The organism is Geomobilimonas luticola (genome assembly GCF_018476905.1).
Classification (GTDB): domain Bacteria; phylum Desulfobacterota; class Desulfuromonadia; order Geobacterales; family Geobacteraceae; genus Geomobilimonas; species Geomobilimonas luticola.
The window spans coordinates 945,282-961,598 of sequence record NZ_JAHCVK010000001.1; the positions used below are offsets into that span (position 1 = coordinate 945,282).

Below are 16,317 nucleotides of genomic sequence, written 5' to 3' on the forward strand. Positions count from 1 at the left end.
CATCGCTCATACAATACTCCTACAGTCTAATTCTAAAGAAATCTTTTGTGCCATAGGGGTAACTCGTGGCAATATTGTGCATGCCAGATAGAGTGTCATACCGCTTGAGACAAAATTTGTCGTCTTACGGCACGCATGCGGTACGATAGTCAGGATAATTGCCTGATGGGAAAAAAAGTGTCAATATCAGGCCATAAGACTAGTCTGGTCTGTTGTTAGAACGTCATCGGGAAACAGCTCATGGCCTCATCTTCATATAATGGTTTGTTGCGGCGACGTTTGCTCGTTATCTTGCTGCTTTCAGTTTTCTTCATTCAATCCTACAGTAGTCTGAAGTCCAAATCTGCAAGCTTCGACGAAGTCATCTACTTCGGCATAGGCAAATACTTGCTGCTAAACCAGAAGTGGGACATCATGGGTTCTATTGTCCACCCACCCCTCACCTACTACCTTAACAGCCTGCCTTTCCTGTTTGTTGACGAAGATAAGAGCTTGTGGCAGTACGAAAATGTCGAACGTGACCTGATATTTCTGGGGGCGTCCGATATCTATCGAGGACAGAGGTTTCTTGCTTCGCCTGAAAACCATAATGACCGGCTACTTATACAATCGCGAATGATGACACTACTGGTCGCTTTGCTGCTAGGCTGGTACGTGTACCGTTTCGGCAGGGACCTCTACGGCGAATGGGCCGGTCTGTTGGCGCTACTGCTCTTTACTTTCTGCCCCAATACCCTTGCTCTCTCCGGCATTGCTGTACCGGATATCCCGCTGACTGCCTTCAGTTTTATCTTCATCTATTATCTGTGGAAATGTCTGAGAGATAGGGGCACTCTAAATATCCTCCTGGCAGGATTCTTTCTTGGCCTGGCATTGTTATGCAAGTTTACCGCATTGATTCTTCTCCCCATTGCCGGAATGCTCTGCCTGATGGTTGCCTGCTTCGAGCAGAAGAGGGTTGTTACGCCAGCATTGATTATCGGTGGAGTTTCAATTTTTCTGCTGCTGGCAGGGTACGGGTTTCAACTCACCCCTTTTCTGCAAGGCATGATCTACCGCATCAACCAAGTGGAGGGGGGGCATCTCTCGTTTCTCATGGGAGAATACTCTCACAAAGGATGGTGGTATTACTATCCGGTCGCTTTTTTGTTGAAAACGCCGTTGGCATTTATCATGATGCTAAGCGTCGCTCTGGTGTTTCTGGCAAAAGCACGGGGCGCAGCCTTGCGTGATGCGCTGTTTCTCTTTATTCCCGCTGCGGTCATATTTCTCCTGTTCTGCAGTTCATCCTATTCGGTCGCGCTGCGCTATATTCTGCCCATGTATCCTTTTCTTTTCGTTCTGGCGGGGAGTCTCGCCACCGAGGAGACAAGATTCAAGCCGCTTATCGTGGTGGGGGTACTCTGGTACATAGGGGCATCACTGTACATTGCCCCTCACTATCTTGCCTACTTCAACGAATTGGCCGGCGGGCCCGACAACGGCTACCGGTATTTGGTAGACGGCAATCTGGACTGGGGGCAGGACCTCAAGGGCCTGAAGAAATTCATGGACAACAACGGAGTCCAGCGGATCACTTTCAGCTATTTTGGCGCAGACTCGCCCCGTCGCTATGGGATCGACTATGATTGGCTCCCCAGCTACCACCTGGAGAATCTGCATCCGGACAGGCCAATCCCCGCGCCGGAGGAGCAGCTGGTTGCAGTCAGCGCTACCAATTTAATGGGTACTTACCTGGAACCCCACGACCAGTATGCCTTGTTGCGGAACAAGAAGCCCGTTGCCAAGATCGGTTACAGCATCTTTGTTTATGACTTCTCCGGGAAGAGTCGGACATACAAGACCAATACGAAGTTTTAACACGGTCGTTCGTGAAAGAGCGCACGGGGCTGGGGGGCAATAGATGAAGATCATCAATGTGGTAGGAGCCCGCCCCAATTTTGTGAAGATGGCGCCGATCATGACGGCCATGGCCCGGTGCCCGGAGCGCATCCAATCGCTGTTGCTGCATACGGGACAGCATTATGACTGTCAGCTGAGTGGGACGTTCTTTACACAGCTGGGGATGCCCCGACCTTCGGTCTGTCTAGAGGTGGGCGATGGCACACCTGCGGAGCAGACAGCCCGGATCATGATCGGCTTCGAAAAGGTCTGCCAAGTGGAACGGCCCGATCTGGTACTGGTGGTGGGGGATGTGACCTCAACCCTAGCCTGCGCTCTGGCTGCTCGTCAGTGCGGAATTGCTGTTGCCCATGTGGAGGCGGGGCTTCGCTCCTTTGACTCGACCATGCCGGAGGAGTTGAACCGCCGCTGCACGGATCAAATGAGTGATTACCTCTTTACCACCGAGCCGAGTGCCGGCGAAAATCTGCTGCGGGAGGGGATAGGGGCGGAAAAGATTCACTTTGTGGGTAATGTGATGATTGATACTTTGCTCCAGCAGCGCCAACGTGCTGCCGAACGTTCCCTGCTCCGGAACTGGTGCCTGCAGCCAGGGGAATATGGCCTCCTGACCCTACATCGCCCGGCGAACGTGGATTCACCGGAAGTGCTGGCGAGATTGCTGGAAGTACTGGCTGTGGTTGCCCAGCAGCTGCCGCTGATCTTCCCGGTGCATCCGCGAACCCTGAAGGTCATTGACCGGGCGGGGCTGACCGGCTTTTTCACCCGCAGTTTTGGGACCGTCGGTATACGGCTCGTGGATCCCCAGGGATACCTGGATTTCCTCCACTTGATGATGCATGCCCGACTGGTTCTCACTGACAGTGGTGGAATACAGGAGGAGACTACGGTGCTCCGCGTACCCTGTCTTACCCTGCGGGACAATACAGAGCGGCCGGTGACCTGCGAAGTTGGGACCAATGTACTTGTGGGCAGCCGCGGGGAGCGACTCCTGCAAGAGGCCGGGGGGATCCTTGCTGGCAGGGGTGTAGCAGGGGCTGTTCCTGAGAAGTGGGATGGTAGGGCGGCCGAGCGGATTGTCGAGGTACTGCTCAATCGCTTGCCATAAGTTTCAGAGGGGTTATAGATTGGTGACAAGGAGATCCTGATTCGATGAAAATATTCATTACCGGCATTTGCGGGGTGGTGGGTTCGGAACTAGCACGGGAGTTGCGCAGCAGGGGGCACCTGGTTACGGGGTGCGACCTCGAGCACACTCACCTAGCCGATTACTACCGCTGCGACGTTGCCGACTACCGGCAACTGCGCTTGGTGCTGGAGTCAGTGAAACCCGATTATGTCTATAACGCTGCTGCCGAGTTCGGTCGCCGCAACGGTGAGGAGTATTATGAGCAGTTGTTCCGCACCAACATGATCGGTACTAAAAACCTGATTACCCTGGCGAGGGAATTCGATTACGGCATCGTCCAGTTCAGCTCCAGCGAGGTTTATGGCGATTATGACGGGGTGATGACCGAGGATGTCCCGGAACGAGTGGTAATAAGGCCGCTGAATGATTATGCCGGCACCAAGATCTTCAACGAGTGGCAGATGGTTAACGGCCATGCCATGTTCGGCATCCGGTACGTGACGGTGCGTCTGTTCAATCTCTACGGCAACGAACCTTATTCCCCCTACCGGAGCGCCATCTGCAGATTCTGTTATGATGCCCTCACCGGCAGGCGTATTACGGTCCACCAGGGTCATCAGCGCTCGTTTATCTATATTGCCGATGCTGTGCATACCCTGGCCAACATCGTTGACACTTTCCAGTGCGGGGAGGTGTACAACATCGGAAATTCCAGGGAGATGTTCCGCATCGAGGAGGTGGCGGAACTGATCGTGCGCAAGGCCGGCGCCTCACCGGCACTTCTGGATATCCGGGAGGCAGAGCCCCTGACCACCCGCATTAAGGTCTGTGACACTACCGCGGCAGAACGGGCTCTGGGGCACCGGATTACGGTCGGCTTCGAGGAAGGGATTGAACGCACCCTGGCTTTTTTGCGTGCAGAGCACTGGTTATAATGTTTCTCTCCCATTTCATTGATTTCCAGCTGCGTCGTAGTCTGCAGCACCTCATCATCCAGGTGACCGACCGGTGCAATATGCAGTGTGGCCACTGCTTTGTCACTGGAAGGGACGGTGCGGAGCTGTCGCTGGAAAACTATCGGAAACTGGGGAGGGAGGCGGGTAAACTCCTCTGGCTGGATGTCGCCGGGGGTGAGCCGTTCCTGCGGAGCGATCTGCCGGAGATCGTTGCCTCCTTTGATGCCGAGGTGGTGCAAATTCCGACCAACGGCAGCATGACTGAGGAGGTAGTTGCAGGGGTGCGGCGCATCAGGGAGAAGTCTTTGGCCCAAGTGGCTGTGTCGGTAAGCATCGATGATTTCCCGGAGGAGCATGACCGGCTGCGGTGCCAAGCCGGCTCCTGGGAACGGGCCTGGCAAACCTTCGAGGCGCTTCGGGCGCTCAAGGTACCGGTCAAGATCAATACGGTGCTGACCAGCAATAACCTGACCCGGATGCCGGAGCTGATGACCCATGTGCGGCAGCGTAACCCAGATTTTCACTCAGTTATCTTCCATCGTGGCATTTCTCGGGATCCTTCCATCCGTGTGCCGGAGGTGGCGGAGTTGAAACGCCTGGCCCCCCGTGCATTGCAGATTTTGGGGAGCTATGACTATGGCCGGAGGGGCTGGACCGCCCGCATTCTCAGGAACTATCACCGCTTGCTCTGGGCCACCAGTATCCGGGTACTGGAGGAAGGGATGCAGGTAGTTCCTTGCCTGGCCGGCGCCGCCCAACTGGTGGTTTATGCTGATGGCGGAGTAGCACCCTGCGAACTGCTGCCCGCGATAGGCAATGTGCGGGAAGAGTCGCTGGCCGATATTCTGATGGGGGAGTCCCTGCGTCGTCAGCGTGCCACCATTGCGGCTAATGGCTGCCACTGTACCCATAACTGCGCTTTGCTGGACAGCATCCTATTCCGGCCCGGAAGTATTTTCCCACTGTTGTACCACCCCAGTACCTCTTCTCAAGAGGCTGCCTAGAATGGGAGATGAACGGAAGATGACCATTGCGTCGGAACAAAGGCCGCTGCTGTCGGTGGTGGTTCCCTGTTTTCGGGCGATGGGCACACTGCCGGCCCTGCTGGAGAGCCTTGAGCTACAGACCATTGGCCGGGACAACTTTGAGATCATCATTGTCGATGACGGTTCCGACGATGGGACCTGTGATTATCTTGCGGCGCAGCCGGCGATCCGGCTGGTACGCCAGGAGCGGCGTGGCCCCGGAGAGGCACGGAATGTCGGTTTTGCCATGGCTGCGGCTGAATTGGTGCTCTACCTGGACGCTGATCTGGTGGCATCCCCCAGTCTTTTAGAAGCCCACTTGCTTCACCATCGACAGAATCCGCACCTGGCTGCAACGGGGGGAAGTGTCGCGCCGGCCAGATCGTATCCCCTGCTCTCCTGGGGTCTGGTGGATCATCTCTGCAGCTGGTTCAATGCCTATCCGGACTTTGATCATGGTGGGGAACCTGAGTATCTGCCAAGCCTGAATTTCTGCGTCAAGAAGGGTGATCTGCTGGCAGTAGGCGGGATTGCCTGGCAGGACGGACTGACCGTGACCGGCGAGGATGTTGTGTTCTGCTATGCGCTACACCGGGCAGGCCTGGCCATTGCCTTTGTTCCGGAAGCCGTAGTGTATCACCGGGATCGGGAGACCATGGCAGGCTATCTACGCCACATGTTCCGCTGGGGGGAGCATGCCCCGTCGGTGCGGGGTACTTATCGGGACCTGAAGTACAGTTTTCTATTTCCTCCAAGCCGTGGCAGGCTGCTCGTAACTATTCCTGTCATCGTGCTGGGCTATACTTGGTTTCTCTGGTATTCCTGGGCCAAGGTGCGGCCGCTGGCAGTCACCCTGGCTCTACCCCAGATCTTTCTCGGCAGGCTGGCCTATGCCTGGGGGGTCTGGCAGGGGATGGTGCTGGCGTCGCGTGGAGCTGGGTCATCCCGTCTCATAACCGAAATTGACAGAGGATAACATATGAACATTCTCGCTGTCGGCTGCCATGCTGACGACATCGCCATTGGCTGTGGCGGGACCCTGGCCAGGTACGTCCGGGCCGGGCACCGGGTTTACGGCATGACCCTGACCGACTCGGAAACCCATTTTGCATCCAGGAACATTCACCGCAGCCGGGAGCAGGCCCACGCGGAGGAGTGTGCTGCCGCTGGGATTATCGGTTATGAAATGGTTGACTGCCGGGAGGTCCAGTGTGTTGTCGGAGAATTGCACTATTCGGTGGAGATGATGCGCTATCTGGAGCAGTTCCTCTTTGCCCGCGACATCGGAGTGGTGCTTACCCACTGGCGCAATGACCTGAACATGGATCACCAGGAGTGCTACCGCCTGGTCAGCACGGCAGCACGGCATGTGGGGAGTCTATTTACCTTTCGTGCCAACTGGTATTCAAATGCCGCCAGCACCCTGAGCGAAAACGTGTTCTCAGATATCAGCGAAACGGTGGAGATCAAACGGGCAGCGCTCAATGCCTTCCAGTCGGAGATCGGCAATCGGGGGGCGGAATGGCTGCACAGCTTTATCGAGTACAACCGGATTCTCGGTGGCTGGCATGGTACCGGTTTTGTTGAGCCGTTTGAGTGCGTCCGGCTGAAGCTGGAGGTGTGATGACCCGTATGGCCACTGACAGCTTACCGGCGCTTCTGGCTTCGACAATTGCCCCGCAAGCGACCATCCTTTATGTGGGGGAGGCCATTTCCCGGGAACTGATGCTGTCACTGCAGCCTGCCCGGGTGCTGGTGTGTACTCAGGGGCAGGTTCAAGACGGAGAAGATGGTACAGTTCTGGAGTATTGCCGGACGCCGCTGGAGGCGCTGGCTCCCGAAACCTTCTTTGATTGTGTCATTGTTGCTGATGTCCTGCAGGATCAGGAGGCTATTTCCCGGACCCTGCACATCCTGCGCGGGCTGTGTCGGGAGGGGAGCACCTTGGTCATTTCGTCAGGAGAACGTCCGTCCCTGGCGCACCGTGCCCTGACGATCTTCTCTCATTATGACGGCATGCGCGCCAACTGGCTTCCCCCGCAGTTGTTACATAGTCTACTGGAGATAGCCGGTTTCTGCTTGGCAGAGTCTGCCGGCCCCTGGTTGCGGGCCCAGGCAATGCCAGTACGGGAGCGGCGGCGCTACAGCTACTCCATCATGATCCCCTGTTACAACGAGGAGGGGAACATCGCCGAATGTGTGACGCGGATTCCCGACCTGCAGCGGGACTGTGAAATCATTGTGGTTAATGACGGGTCCACGGACCGGACGGCGGAGGTGGTTCGGTCACTAATGCCGAGCCGGCCCAATCTCCGACTGGTGGATTATGGGGATAACCGGGGCAAGGGCTATGCCACCATGGTGGGGCTCAATGCCGCCACCAAAGAGGTGCTGATGATCCTAGACGCAGACATGGCGGTGCGCCCGGAAGACCTCCCCCTATTCATGGAGCCCTTTGAACTGGCAGATGCGGAATTCGTCAACGGCACGCGGATGGTCTATCCCTTCACCCGGGAAGCCATGGGACCAGTGCACGTGTTCGGCAACCGGATGTTTTCCTGGCTTCTGTCACTCCTGCTGGGCTCTCCGTTCACCGATACCCTGTGCGGGACGAAATGCCTGTTCCGACACGATTACCTCCGCCTCCAGTTGAAGGATTTGGATTGGCCCGATTTTGACCTCCTGTTTGGCGCTTCCCGATTGAAGCTGAAAACCGTGGAGGTCCCGATCCGCTACCAGCCGCGCCTGGCCGGCGTGTCGAAGATGAAAACCTTCAAACATGGCTTCCTGATGTTCATGGCGTCCATTCGCGGGTATTATTACCTCAAGCTGAATTCCCAGTCATAACGTTTTCAGAATAGCTGCCCGGTTTAGTGAATTCAGCAGGTGGTGTCTTTTCCTATGGTTGATAACCAGGTCATTACGAATGTAACTAGCCATCCGCGTCGGGAGGGCTGGTGGCGGGTGCCCGCCTGGCTTCTCTTCTTTACCTTCCTCGTCTGCCTGCTCCAGTGGTATATCCCCCATCCCCTCGATGATGACACCGCCTACCACTTCTCCGTCGGGCAACTGATGGCACGGCATGGCATTCTCCACAACTTCCCCTGGACCCCTTTCAGCTGGCAGTTCGACCACTACGCGGACAAGGAATTTCTCTTCCATCTGCTCTTCGTACCCCTTGGCGGACTCGGATTAGTCAACGCGTCACGGGTAGTGGGTGTCGTTGCAGGAACATTGATTCTATCCACCCTCTACCTTATCCTGCGGTCGGAAAAAGTCATGTTGGCGGGGGTATGGGCCTTGATTCCCCTTGGTGCCAGCGCGTTTGTCTATCGTTTTGCCATGGTCCGCCCCCATCTGCTGTCCATCGCCCTGGCCCTTATCGTGCTCTGGGCATGCGCCCGTGGACGGCTGTACATCCTTGCGTGTGCCGCGGTCATCTATCCACTGGCCTACGTGGCATTCTGGCAGATCCCGCTGATTCTCCTGCTCGCCACGGAATCGTCACGACTCTTCACCGGCGAACGCCTGCGCTGGAAACCGGCCGTCACGCTTCTGGCCGGGATCGTCGCCGGTGTACTCCTTCATCCCAATACCGCAAATCTTCTCGGGATAAACTGGATCCACATGGCCGATATTCTGTTCCGTAACGCCTGGGGGGAGAAGGTGGAGTTCTCTTTGGGCACTGAATTCAATCCCTTTCCCCTGAGCGGCTGGTGTTACTACCTGCTGGTTGCCCTGTTCATGGCCGCGTTTGCGCTGGTTCTTGCCTGGCGGGAGCGGCGACAGGATTCTTTTCCGCTTGCCTGTGCCATCGCTACCATGGTTTTCGGTCTTCTCACCGTTAAAAGCGGCCGGTTTCTGGAATATTTCGTCCCCTGTGCGGTCCTCAGCCTGGCTGTGACCACCCGCCACAGGGGAAAGAGGTTCATTGCTCCCGTGCTCCTCGGTATCTCGCTGCTCTATACTCTGTTATTCGGGACATATCCCTATACTGTCCTGGGGTCACTGGATGACAAAGCGGCCTACCTGGAACCCGCCACCGCAGAATTTTTTGCACAGCAGGTCCCGGTCGGGGCGCAGGTCTTTACCACAAATTGGGACTACACGGGGAACCTGATGGTGGCGTTGCCGGAACGGCAGTTCCTGGTGGCGGCGGACCCGACTCTTTTCTACAAGAAAGACTCGCAACTTTATGCTCTTTGGCAGCGCCTGCTCGAAACTGCCCCTCCCGATGCGGCGGAGCAAATCCGCAGGTATTTCAGCAGCAGGTTTGTCATCAGCCGAAACGACCCGAAATTCTGGCCATTTTTCGATGCCCTTGCCAACGATTCCCATGTAAAATGCCTTTTCGCCGACAAGAAGTGGGTGATGTTCGATCTGGGAAGCTTTACCGGGCCACAGTAGCCCGGCGAGCTGCCAGCGTGTCGTCCCGGTGGCATTGCAAGGTCACCGTCACAACGATGATCAGATAATGAGATTCCTATCCTGAAAAAGGTTGTGTCTACGCTATGCACAAGGATCCACTGCCCGAACAATTGACTCCGCCTTCTCATCTGGACACCAGGTGGACCGTGTCGGGCTGGATACTTCTCTTCATCCTGCTGGTAAGCCTGCTCCAGTGGTACGTCTCTTATCCCATAGACGATGACACCGCCTATCACTTCTCCGTTGGCCAGCTCATGGGCAAGCACGGCATCCTCCAGAGCTTCCCCTGGACCCGCTTCAGCTGGCAGTTTGACCATTATGCCGACAAGGAGTTTCTATTCCACCTGCTTTTCGTGCCGCTGGGAGGGCTTGGCTTCGTCAATGCTTCACGGGTCGTTGGCGTGATCGGGGGCGTGCTGGTGCTGACTACGCTCTATCTTATTCTGCGTTCGGAGCGGGTGCGGTATGCGGGCATCTGGGCATTGTTACCCCTTGGTACAAGTGTGTTTGTCTACCGCTTTGCGCAGGTCAGACCCCAACTGCTGTCGATCGCTCTTGCACTGATCGTGCTCTGGGCCTATTCCCGCGGCAGGTTGCGAATCCTGGCGGTCGCCGCTTTCCTCTATCCCTTGACCTATGTCGCATTCTGGCAGATTCCCCTGATCCTCGTCATTGCTGCCGAAGTTGCGCGCGCCTTTAACCGTGAATGGTACAGCTGGAAGCCTGTGGCGACCCTGGTGGCCGGAATAGTTGCCGGTGTTGCCCTTCATCCCAATGCCTCCAACCTCCTGGCCATCAACTGGATCCATATGACCGACATCCTGCTGCACAACGCCTGGGGGGCGAAGGTGGAGTTCAACATGGGGGAGGAGTTCGATCCCTTTCCGCTCATCACCTGGGCACAGTATCTGACGGTCACGGTGCTGATGGCGGGTGCTGCCCTGGTGCTTGCCTGGCGTGAACGCAAGAAGGACTCGTTTCCCCTTGCGTGTGCGCTGGCCATGCTGCTTTTCTGGCTGCTGACCATCAGGACCAACCGTTTTCTGGAATATTTCGTTCCCCTTTCCGCATTGGCCCTGGCAGTGGCGACCCGCTCGTCGGGAAAGAGGCTTCTGGCCCCGGTTTTTGTGGGGATTTCCATCTTCTATACCGTCCTGTGCGGTATTACTCCTTACCGTTATCTAGCTTCTTTCGAACTGAAAAACTGGTACATGGAGCCGGAGGTGGTGAAGGTTTTCGCCCGGGAAATCCCGGTTGGGGCAAAAGTATTCACGACTGGCTGGGAATATACGGGGAGCCTGCTCCTGAACCTGCCGGATCGTTATTATATGGTGGCCCTGGACCCTACTCTTCTCTACAAGCGGGACCCGGGGCTTTATGACGTGTGGTATCGTACTCTGCTCGATGCCCCGGCTGATTCAGCGCGGATTGTCCGTACCCGCTTCGACAGCCGATTCGTGGTTGCCCAGAACTACCAGCCGCTCTGGCCGTTCTTTTCCGCTCTGCAGGCCGATCCGACGGCCCGGCTCATCTTTGCCAACGACAAGTGGCTCCTCTTTGACCTGGGGGAACCGCCGCCGGTAACGGGGCGCTAAGGATGACCAGCGCAATCTCTGCCTTATCGGGTTCGCACTCGTGTTTGTTGGGCTCAGTTTCATGAACCGACTGGATGCGGGGATCCGCTACCTGTTGCCGGCGTATCCATTATTGTGCTACCTTTAAGCTGCAATTTTGCGGACTGCTCCGACCGTGAACGTTGATGGACGTTGCTGTTGACGGTGACACCCCGTGTTGCCGGTGGTTCGCGTCGAGCCATTATACGGAGCAGTATGGCAATTCATTCATGATATTTCGTGTCAGGTAAAGGGAAGAGAGTCCGGTGGAGATTGGCAGAAAAATCGCTATTTCAAGCGCAGTCGCCGCGGGGATGATCACTCTGCTGGTCTACCTTCGGGCACTTACCTGCGGGTTCGTCAACTTTGATGACACGTTCTACGTTGTGCATAACCTCGATATACGTCACCTTGACGGGAGCCTTTTTTCCCAAGCTTTCACCACCCCATTTGTTGAATTATGGATGCCGCTTACCTGGATATCCCTTGCCGTCGACTATCATTTCTGGGGCTTGAACCCGATGGGATACCACCTGACGAACATCCTTCTCCATGCCGTCAATACGGGCCTGGTGGTCCTCATCGCTGACCGGTTCTGCAGGGAAAGATTTATCGGGTCGGACGACGAGCCTGCCAGCCCCAACTACCTCTATCCTGGCATGTTGCTTCTGGCAGGTCTGCTGTTCGGCATTCATCCGCTGCGCGTGGAGTCGGTTGCTTGGGTGGCGGAGAGAAAGGATGTCCTGAACGGGGTGTTTTCCCTTGGTGCGATTCTCTGGTATCTGCGGTATGCACAGTTAAGGGATATGGCGGAAAGCAGAGGTGCTGCTGTCCGTTCCTATGCGTTCTCCCTGGTTTTTCTGTTGATGTCTCTGATGGCCAAACCGGTGAGCGTCGTTATACCTGCGATGCTTCTGGTGGCCGACTGGTACCCCTTGGGGAGGTTCCGGCGAGAAGAGATCGGCCGAGTCTTGTTGGAGAAGGTTCCATATTTCACTCTTTCGGTGGCATCCTCCGTCGTGACGATCTACTTTGCACAACAGATAAATATCATGGTGCCGCAGAGCGACCTTTCTCTTGTGCAGAGGTTCATGTTGTCGGGCAATGCCGTTTTTGAATATTGCAGGATGCTGCTTTATCCGGTGGGGATTCTCCCCCTGTATCTGATTCCGAACCCAATACCTGTCGAGTTTGCAGTGACAGCTGCGCTGGTTGCAATCTTTACCTGCGTCTGCCTGGGTTTCGGAAGAAAGTATCCCTGCCTCACAGCCACCTGGCTTTGTTTTATCATCCCGCTGTTGCCTGTGCTGGCGTTTTTCCAAAATGGTGTCCAGGCTTTTGCCGCCCGCTATACCTATCTCCCCTCCGTGGCGCTCTCCGTTGCCATGGCTGCCATGATTGCCGGGGCTTACAGGTCGCTGACAAATGCTGGCCGCGGATATGTGCGCTTCGTGGTTGCCGGCGTCATGTCGAGCATTCTCTTGTTCTACGCGGGGATGACGGTACATCTCATCGGCTCGTGGAAAAACACAGAGACCCTCTGGACACGGGTCATCACTATCAGGCCAATCGGGAGGGCTTTTTACTTCCGGGCAGAATATTACCTGGAGACCGGGAAGCATCAGGCCGCGGCTGATGATCTGCTGACATCCATCCGCATTGCGGAGAGTGCGGGTAATCCGGAGGCATTCAATCTTTACGCGCTTCGGGGAGACGCGCTGAGCAGAGCGGGACGCCATGAGGAATCGGTGCGGGATTTTACGGCTGCCATTGAAAGGTATCCGGAGCCAAACTATTTCTATCACCGGGGGGTTGCGTTGAAGGCCATGGGGAAAGCGAACGAGGCGGAAGCGGATTTCAGACGGGCCGGCACGGCAACCGGCCCCATTCAGTGGGTCAACTTGCAGTGAAGGTGCCGATCCGTCCGGTGAAAAGCGGTGCGGCATGCCAGATGATGTACGGTGTCTGTGCGGCGCAGCATGCAAAATCTGGCAAGATGGAGATACGGTGAGAGTTTACGGGAAGACCACGGCCATTGTGGCGTTGTCTGCAGGAGTGGTCTGTCTGCTGGTCTATCTGCGGGCGCTCTCCTGCGGGTTCGTCAACCTGGATGACCCGGACTACGTGCTGAACAACCCGCTGATCCGGCAGCTGGACGGCAATCTGTTCAGAGCGGCATTCACCCAGGCCCATGTGGGGTGGTGGATGCCCCTCACCTGGATTTCCCTTGCCGTGGACTACCACTTCTGGGGGCTGGATCCGGTCGGCTACCACCTGACCAATATCCTGCTGCACGCCGCCAATACCGGGCTGGTCGTAATTATTGCCGACCGCCTTTATCAGTATGCATTGCCGGAGTCTGTTCGGATGGGGAGTCACCGCTTTCTCTATCCGGTGACCCTGTTGCTGGCCGGGCTCCTCTTCGGCCTGCACCCGTTACGGGTGGAGTCGGTGGCGTGGGTGACGGAGCGCAAGGACGTTCTGAACGGCCTGTTTTCATTGGGGGCCATCGTCTGCTACCTGCGTTATGCGGAGGAACGTGCTCGGGGAGGGGCGGGAGCGGTCAGGCTGTACATGGCCTCCCTGGGGCTCTTTATCTGTTCGCTGATGGCGAAGTCGGTGAGCGTTGTGCTCCCGGCGATGCTGCTGGTGCTGGACTGGTATCCCCTGGGACGCTGGCGGCAAAACGCTGCCCGGCAGCTGCTGGGTGAAAAGCTTCCCTTTCTGGTTTTGTCGCTGTTGATGTCGGTGGCGACCTTGTATTTCACGGCACAGACCCGGTACCTCGTCTCCTACGACATCTTCCCGTTCATGCAGCGGCTCGTCGTTTCCGGCACGGCGATTTTCGAGTACTGTCGTCTGCTGCTGGTGCCTGCTGGCATCATCCCGTTGTTCATGATCCCCGATCCCATACCGACGGCCTATACCGTCAAGGCGATTGCTGCCGGGATCATCTGCATCGGCATCTATTTCGGCCGGAAACATGCCTGGCTGCCCGCAACCTGGCTGGCCTTCGTCCTCCCTCTGCTGCCGGTATTGGCCTTCTTTCAGAATGGCGACCAGGCCTATGCCGCCCGATTTACCTATCTTCCGTCGCTGGGGGCGAGCATTACCGCTGCCGGTCTGCTGGCGGTCGGGTATGGAAGGCTGGCGGCCCTGTCCCGGTGGTGGGGTGGCCTAGTGGTCACGGCCATTCTGGCGCTGCTGGTGTGGTATGCCGGCACGACGCTACGTCTCATTGCCGTCTGGGACAATCCGGGAACGCTCTGGTCGAGGGTGATCGCTTTTGAGCCTAGGGCCCAGGCCTACAAGGAGCGTGGCGTCTACCACTACAATGCCGGCGACCATGGGGCAGCGGTGGCCGATTTTACGGAAGCGATCAGTCATGTGACGAACGTCTGGCAGCCGTATGCATATAATCTCTACGCGCATCGCGGCGAGGCGCTGCGGGCGGCGGGACGCTATGATGAGGCTGTACGGGATTTTACGGAGGCGATCGAGCTCTATCCCCATCCCTCGTATTACTACTATCGCGGACTTTCCTTGCAGGCATTGGGCCGGAAACAGGATGCCGCCGAAGATTTCCGTCGCGCCGGGCCGGCTCCCGGTTCGATCGACTGGTACTGGGATGCACGCCAAGACAGCAGAAAATAGCGCGTCGCGCGTTGCGCTGGTTGCCGGCCTGATCTGCCTGCTGGTCTATCTGCGGGCACTAGGGTGCGGCTTCGTCAATTGGGACGATCAGGATTACATCCTCAACAACATCGCCATCAGGACTCTCGATGCGAACCTGGTCAGCTGGGCATTCACCAACCATGCCGTTGGCTGGTGGATGCCGCTGACCTGGCTGTCCTTTGCCCTTGATTACCATTTCTGGGGACTGAACCCCCTTGGGTACCACCTGACGAACATCGTCCTCCACGCCGTCAACACGGGGCTGGTGGTTCTTATCGCAGCTCGCGTTGCCAATTACGCTGTTCCGGAGTCCGTTTCGGATTGCCCACGCTGGTTGTTTGCGGGTGCATTGCTTCTGGCGGGGCTGCTGTTTGGCATCCACCCTCTGCGGGTGGAATCGGTCGCCTGGGCGACGGAGCGCAAGGATGTTCTCAATGGGCTCTTTTTCTTCGGGGCCGTGCTCGCCTATCTGCGTTATGTCCGGAAACGTGACACGGGGGGAGCGGGGGCGGGACGTGACTATCTGCTTGCCGTTGTCCTGTTCTGCTGTTCCCTGATGGCCAAGCAGGTAAGCGTCGTCCTGCCGGTCATGTTGCTGGTGCTGGACTGGTATCCGCTCGATCGGCTGCGGCGCATGGGCCTTCGCGCGGTCCTTCTGGAAAAGGTGCCGTTCCTTGCCCTTTCAGTGGCCATGACGGTTTTCACGATAACGATTGCCATGCAGGACAACGCCCTGGCTCTGGGTTTGTCCTTCGGGCAGCGGCTGGTCATCTCAGGCAATGCCGTCTTTGAATATGTACGGCTCCTGCTGTATCCGGTAGGAATTATCCCGGTCTACATAATCCCCCAGCCCATCCCGGGGGCCTATACCGCTAAAACGATTATTGCCGTACTTGTCTGTGTCGGAGTCGCTGCCGGCTGGAAGCGGGCGTGGCTTCCGGCAATCTGGCTCTGCTTTCTGCTGCCGTTGGTACCGGTGCTTGCCTTCACCCAGAACGGGATTCAGGCCTTTGCGGCCCGGTTTACCTACCTTCCGTCCGTGGCTCCATCCATAGCGACTGCACTGGCGCTCATTGTTTTTTTGCCAAAACTGGCTGGAGCGGTGGGCAGGTGGGGGCAATTCTTCGTCGTGAGTCTGCTCGTGATGGTGCTTGTGCTGTACGGCTTGACGACGCAGCGACTCATCAGCGTGTGGCACGACTCGGGAACGTTCTGGACCCGGGTGATCGAGTATCAGCCGTTTGACAGGGCATATTTTTATCGGGGCCTGTTTCATGTGGATGAAGGTGCTTATGACGCTGCGGTGTCCGACTATACGGCGAGCCTGACGCTGGCTCTCAAGGATGGTTTCCCCGAGGCGTTCAATATCTATGCTTTTCGCGGAGAGGCGCTGGTCAAGGCCGGACACTATGCGGATGCCGTGGCTGATTTCACGACGGCCATCGACCGCTCCCCCCATCCGCTCTATTTTCACCACCGTGGACTGGCGTTGCAGGCACAGGGGAGGATGGCGGAGGCTGCAGCTGATTTCTTGCGAGCCGGCCAGGCCCGGGGGCAGATGCGCTGGTTCCCGCAATAGGGAAGGTGGT

The 16,317-nt window shown here is 57.0% G+C and carries 12 protein-coding genes; all 12 read left to right on the forward strand.

What is annotated here, in order from left to right; all coding sequences use genetic code 11:
- The first annotated feature begins 240 nt into the window (after positions 1-240).
- The 12 genes from KI810_RS04415 to KI810_RS04470 all read left to right on the forward strand — a co-directional run bounded on the left by KI810_RS04415 (position 241) and on the right by KI810_RS04470 (position 16,307).
- Entirely contained in the window at positions 241-1,860 is a 1,620-nt protein-coding gene (locus KI810_RS04415) for an ArnT family glycosyltransferase (RefSeq protein ID WP_214174244.1), read from the forward strand.
- 43 nt (positions 1,861-1,903) lie between these two features.
- Positions 1,904-3,010 carry a non-hydrolyzing UDP-N-acetylglucosamine 2-epimerase gene (wecB, locus tag KI810_RS04420; RefSeq protein WP_214174246.1) on the forward strand — a complete coding sequence of 369 codons (1,107 nt, stop codon included), beginning with the start codon at positions 1,904-1,906 and terminating at the stop codon, positions 3,008-3,010.
- Between the two features lie 44 nt (positions 3,011-3,054).
- Positions 3,055-3,966 carry an NAD-dependent epimerase/dehydratase family protein gene (locus KI810_RS04425; protein ID WP_214174247.1) on the forward strand — a complete coding sequence of 304 codons (912 nt, stop codon included), beginning with the start codon at positions 3,055-3,057 and terminating at the stop codon, positions 3,964-3,966.
- Positions 3,966-4,991: a radical SAM protein gene (locus KI810_RS04430; protein ID WP_214174248.1), complete on the forward strand. Its 1,026-nt coding sequence runs from the start codon at positions 3,966-3,968 to the stop codon at positions 4,989-4,991. The genes KI810_RS04425 and KI810_RS04430 overlap by 1 nt, the downstream gene beginning before the upstream one ends.
- Position 4,992: 1 nt before the next feature.
- The gene (locus KI810_RS04435) at positions 4,993-5,988 is read left to right on the forward strand and encodes a glycosyltransferase family 2 protein (protein ID WP_214174249.1); all 996 of its coding nucleotides are present in this window, start codon (positions 4,993-4,995) and stop codon (positions 5,986-5,988) included.
- Between the two features lie 3 nt (positions 5,989-5,991).
- Positions 5,992-6,636 carry a PIG-L deacetylase family protein gene (locus tag KI810_RS04440; RefSeq protein WP_214174250.1) on the forward strand — a complete coding sequence of 215 codons (645 nt, stop codon included), beginning with the start codon at positions 5,992-5,994 and terminating at the stop codon, positions 6,634-6,636.
- Complete coding sequence (locus KI810_RS04445; protein WP_214174251.1) at positions 6,636-7,859, forward strand: glycosyltransferase family 2 protein; 1,224 nt, start codon at positions 6,636-6,638, stop codon at positions 7,857-7,859. Before KI810_RS04440 ends, KI810_RS04445 begins: the two co-directional genes overlap by 1 nt.
- A gap of 54 nt (positions 7,860-7,913) precedes the next feature.
- Positions 7,914-9,419, forward strand: coding sequence for a hypothetical protein (locus KI810_RS04450; protein WP_214174252.1), 1,506 nt, complete (start codon positions 7,914-7,916; stop codon positions 9,417-9,419).
- Positions 9,420-9,586: 167 nt separating this feature from the next.
- The gene (locus KI810_RS04455; protein WP_214174253.1) at positions 9,587-11,035 is read left to right on the forward strand and encodes a hypothetical protein; all 1,449 of its coding nucleotides are present in this window, start codon (positions 9,587-9,589) and stop codon (positions 11,033-11,035) included.
- A gap of 284 nt (positions 11,036-11,319) precedes the next feature.
- Positions 11,320-12,963, forward strand: coding sequence for a tetratricopeptide repeat protein (locus KI810_RS04460; protein WP_214174254.1), 1,644 nt, complete (start codon positions 11,320-11,322; stop codon positions 12,961-12,963).
- A 97-nt stretch (positions 12,964-13,060) separates the two neighbouring features.
- Positions 13,061-14,707, forward strand: coding sequence for a tetratricopeptide repeat protein (locus KI810_RS17530; RefSeq protein ID WP_214174255.1), 1,647 nt, complete (start codon positions 13,061-13,063; stop codon positions 14,705-14,707).
- Entirely contained in the window at positions 14,682-16,307 is a 1,626-nt protein-coding gene (locus KI810_RS04470; protein WP_214174256.1) for a tetratricopeptide repeat protein, read from the forward strand. The genes KI810_RS17530 and KI810_RS04470 overlap by 26 nt, the downstream gene beginning before the upstream one ends.
- Positions 16,308-16,317 lie beyond the last annotated feature (10 nt).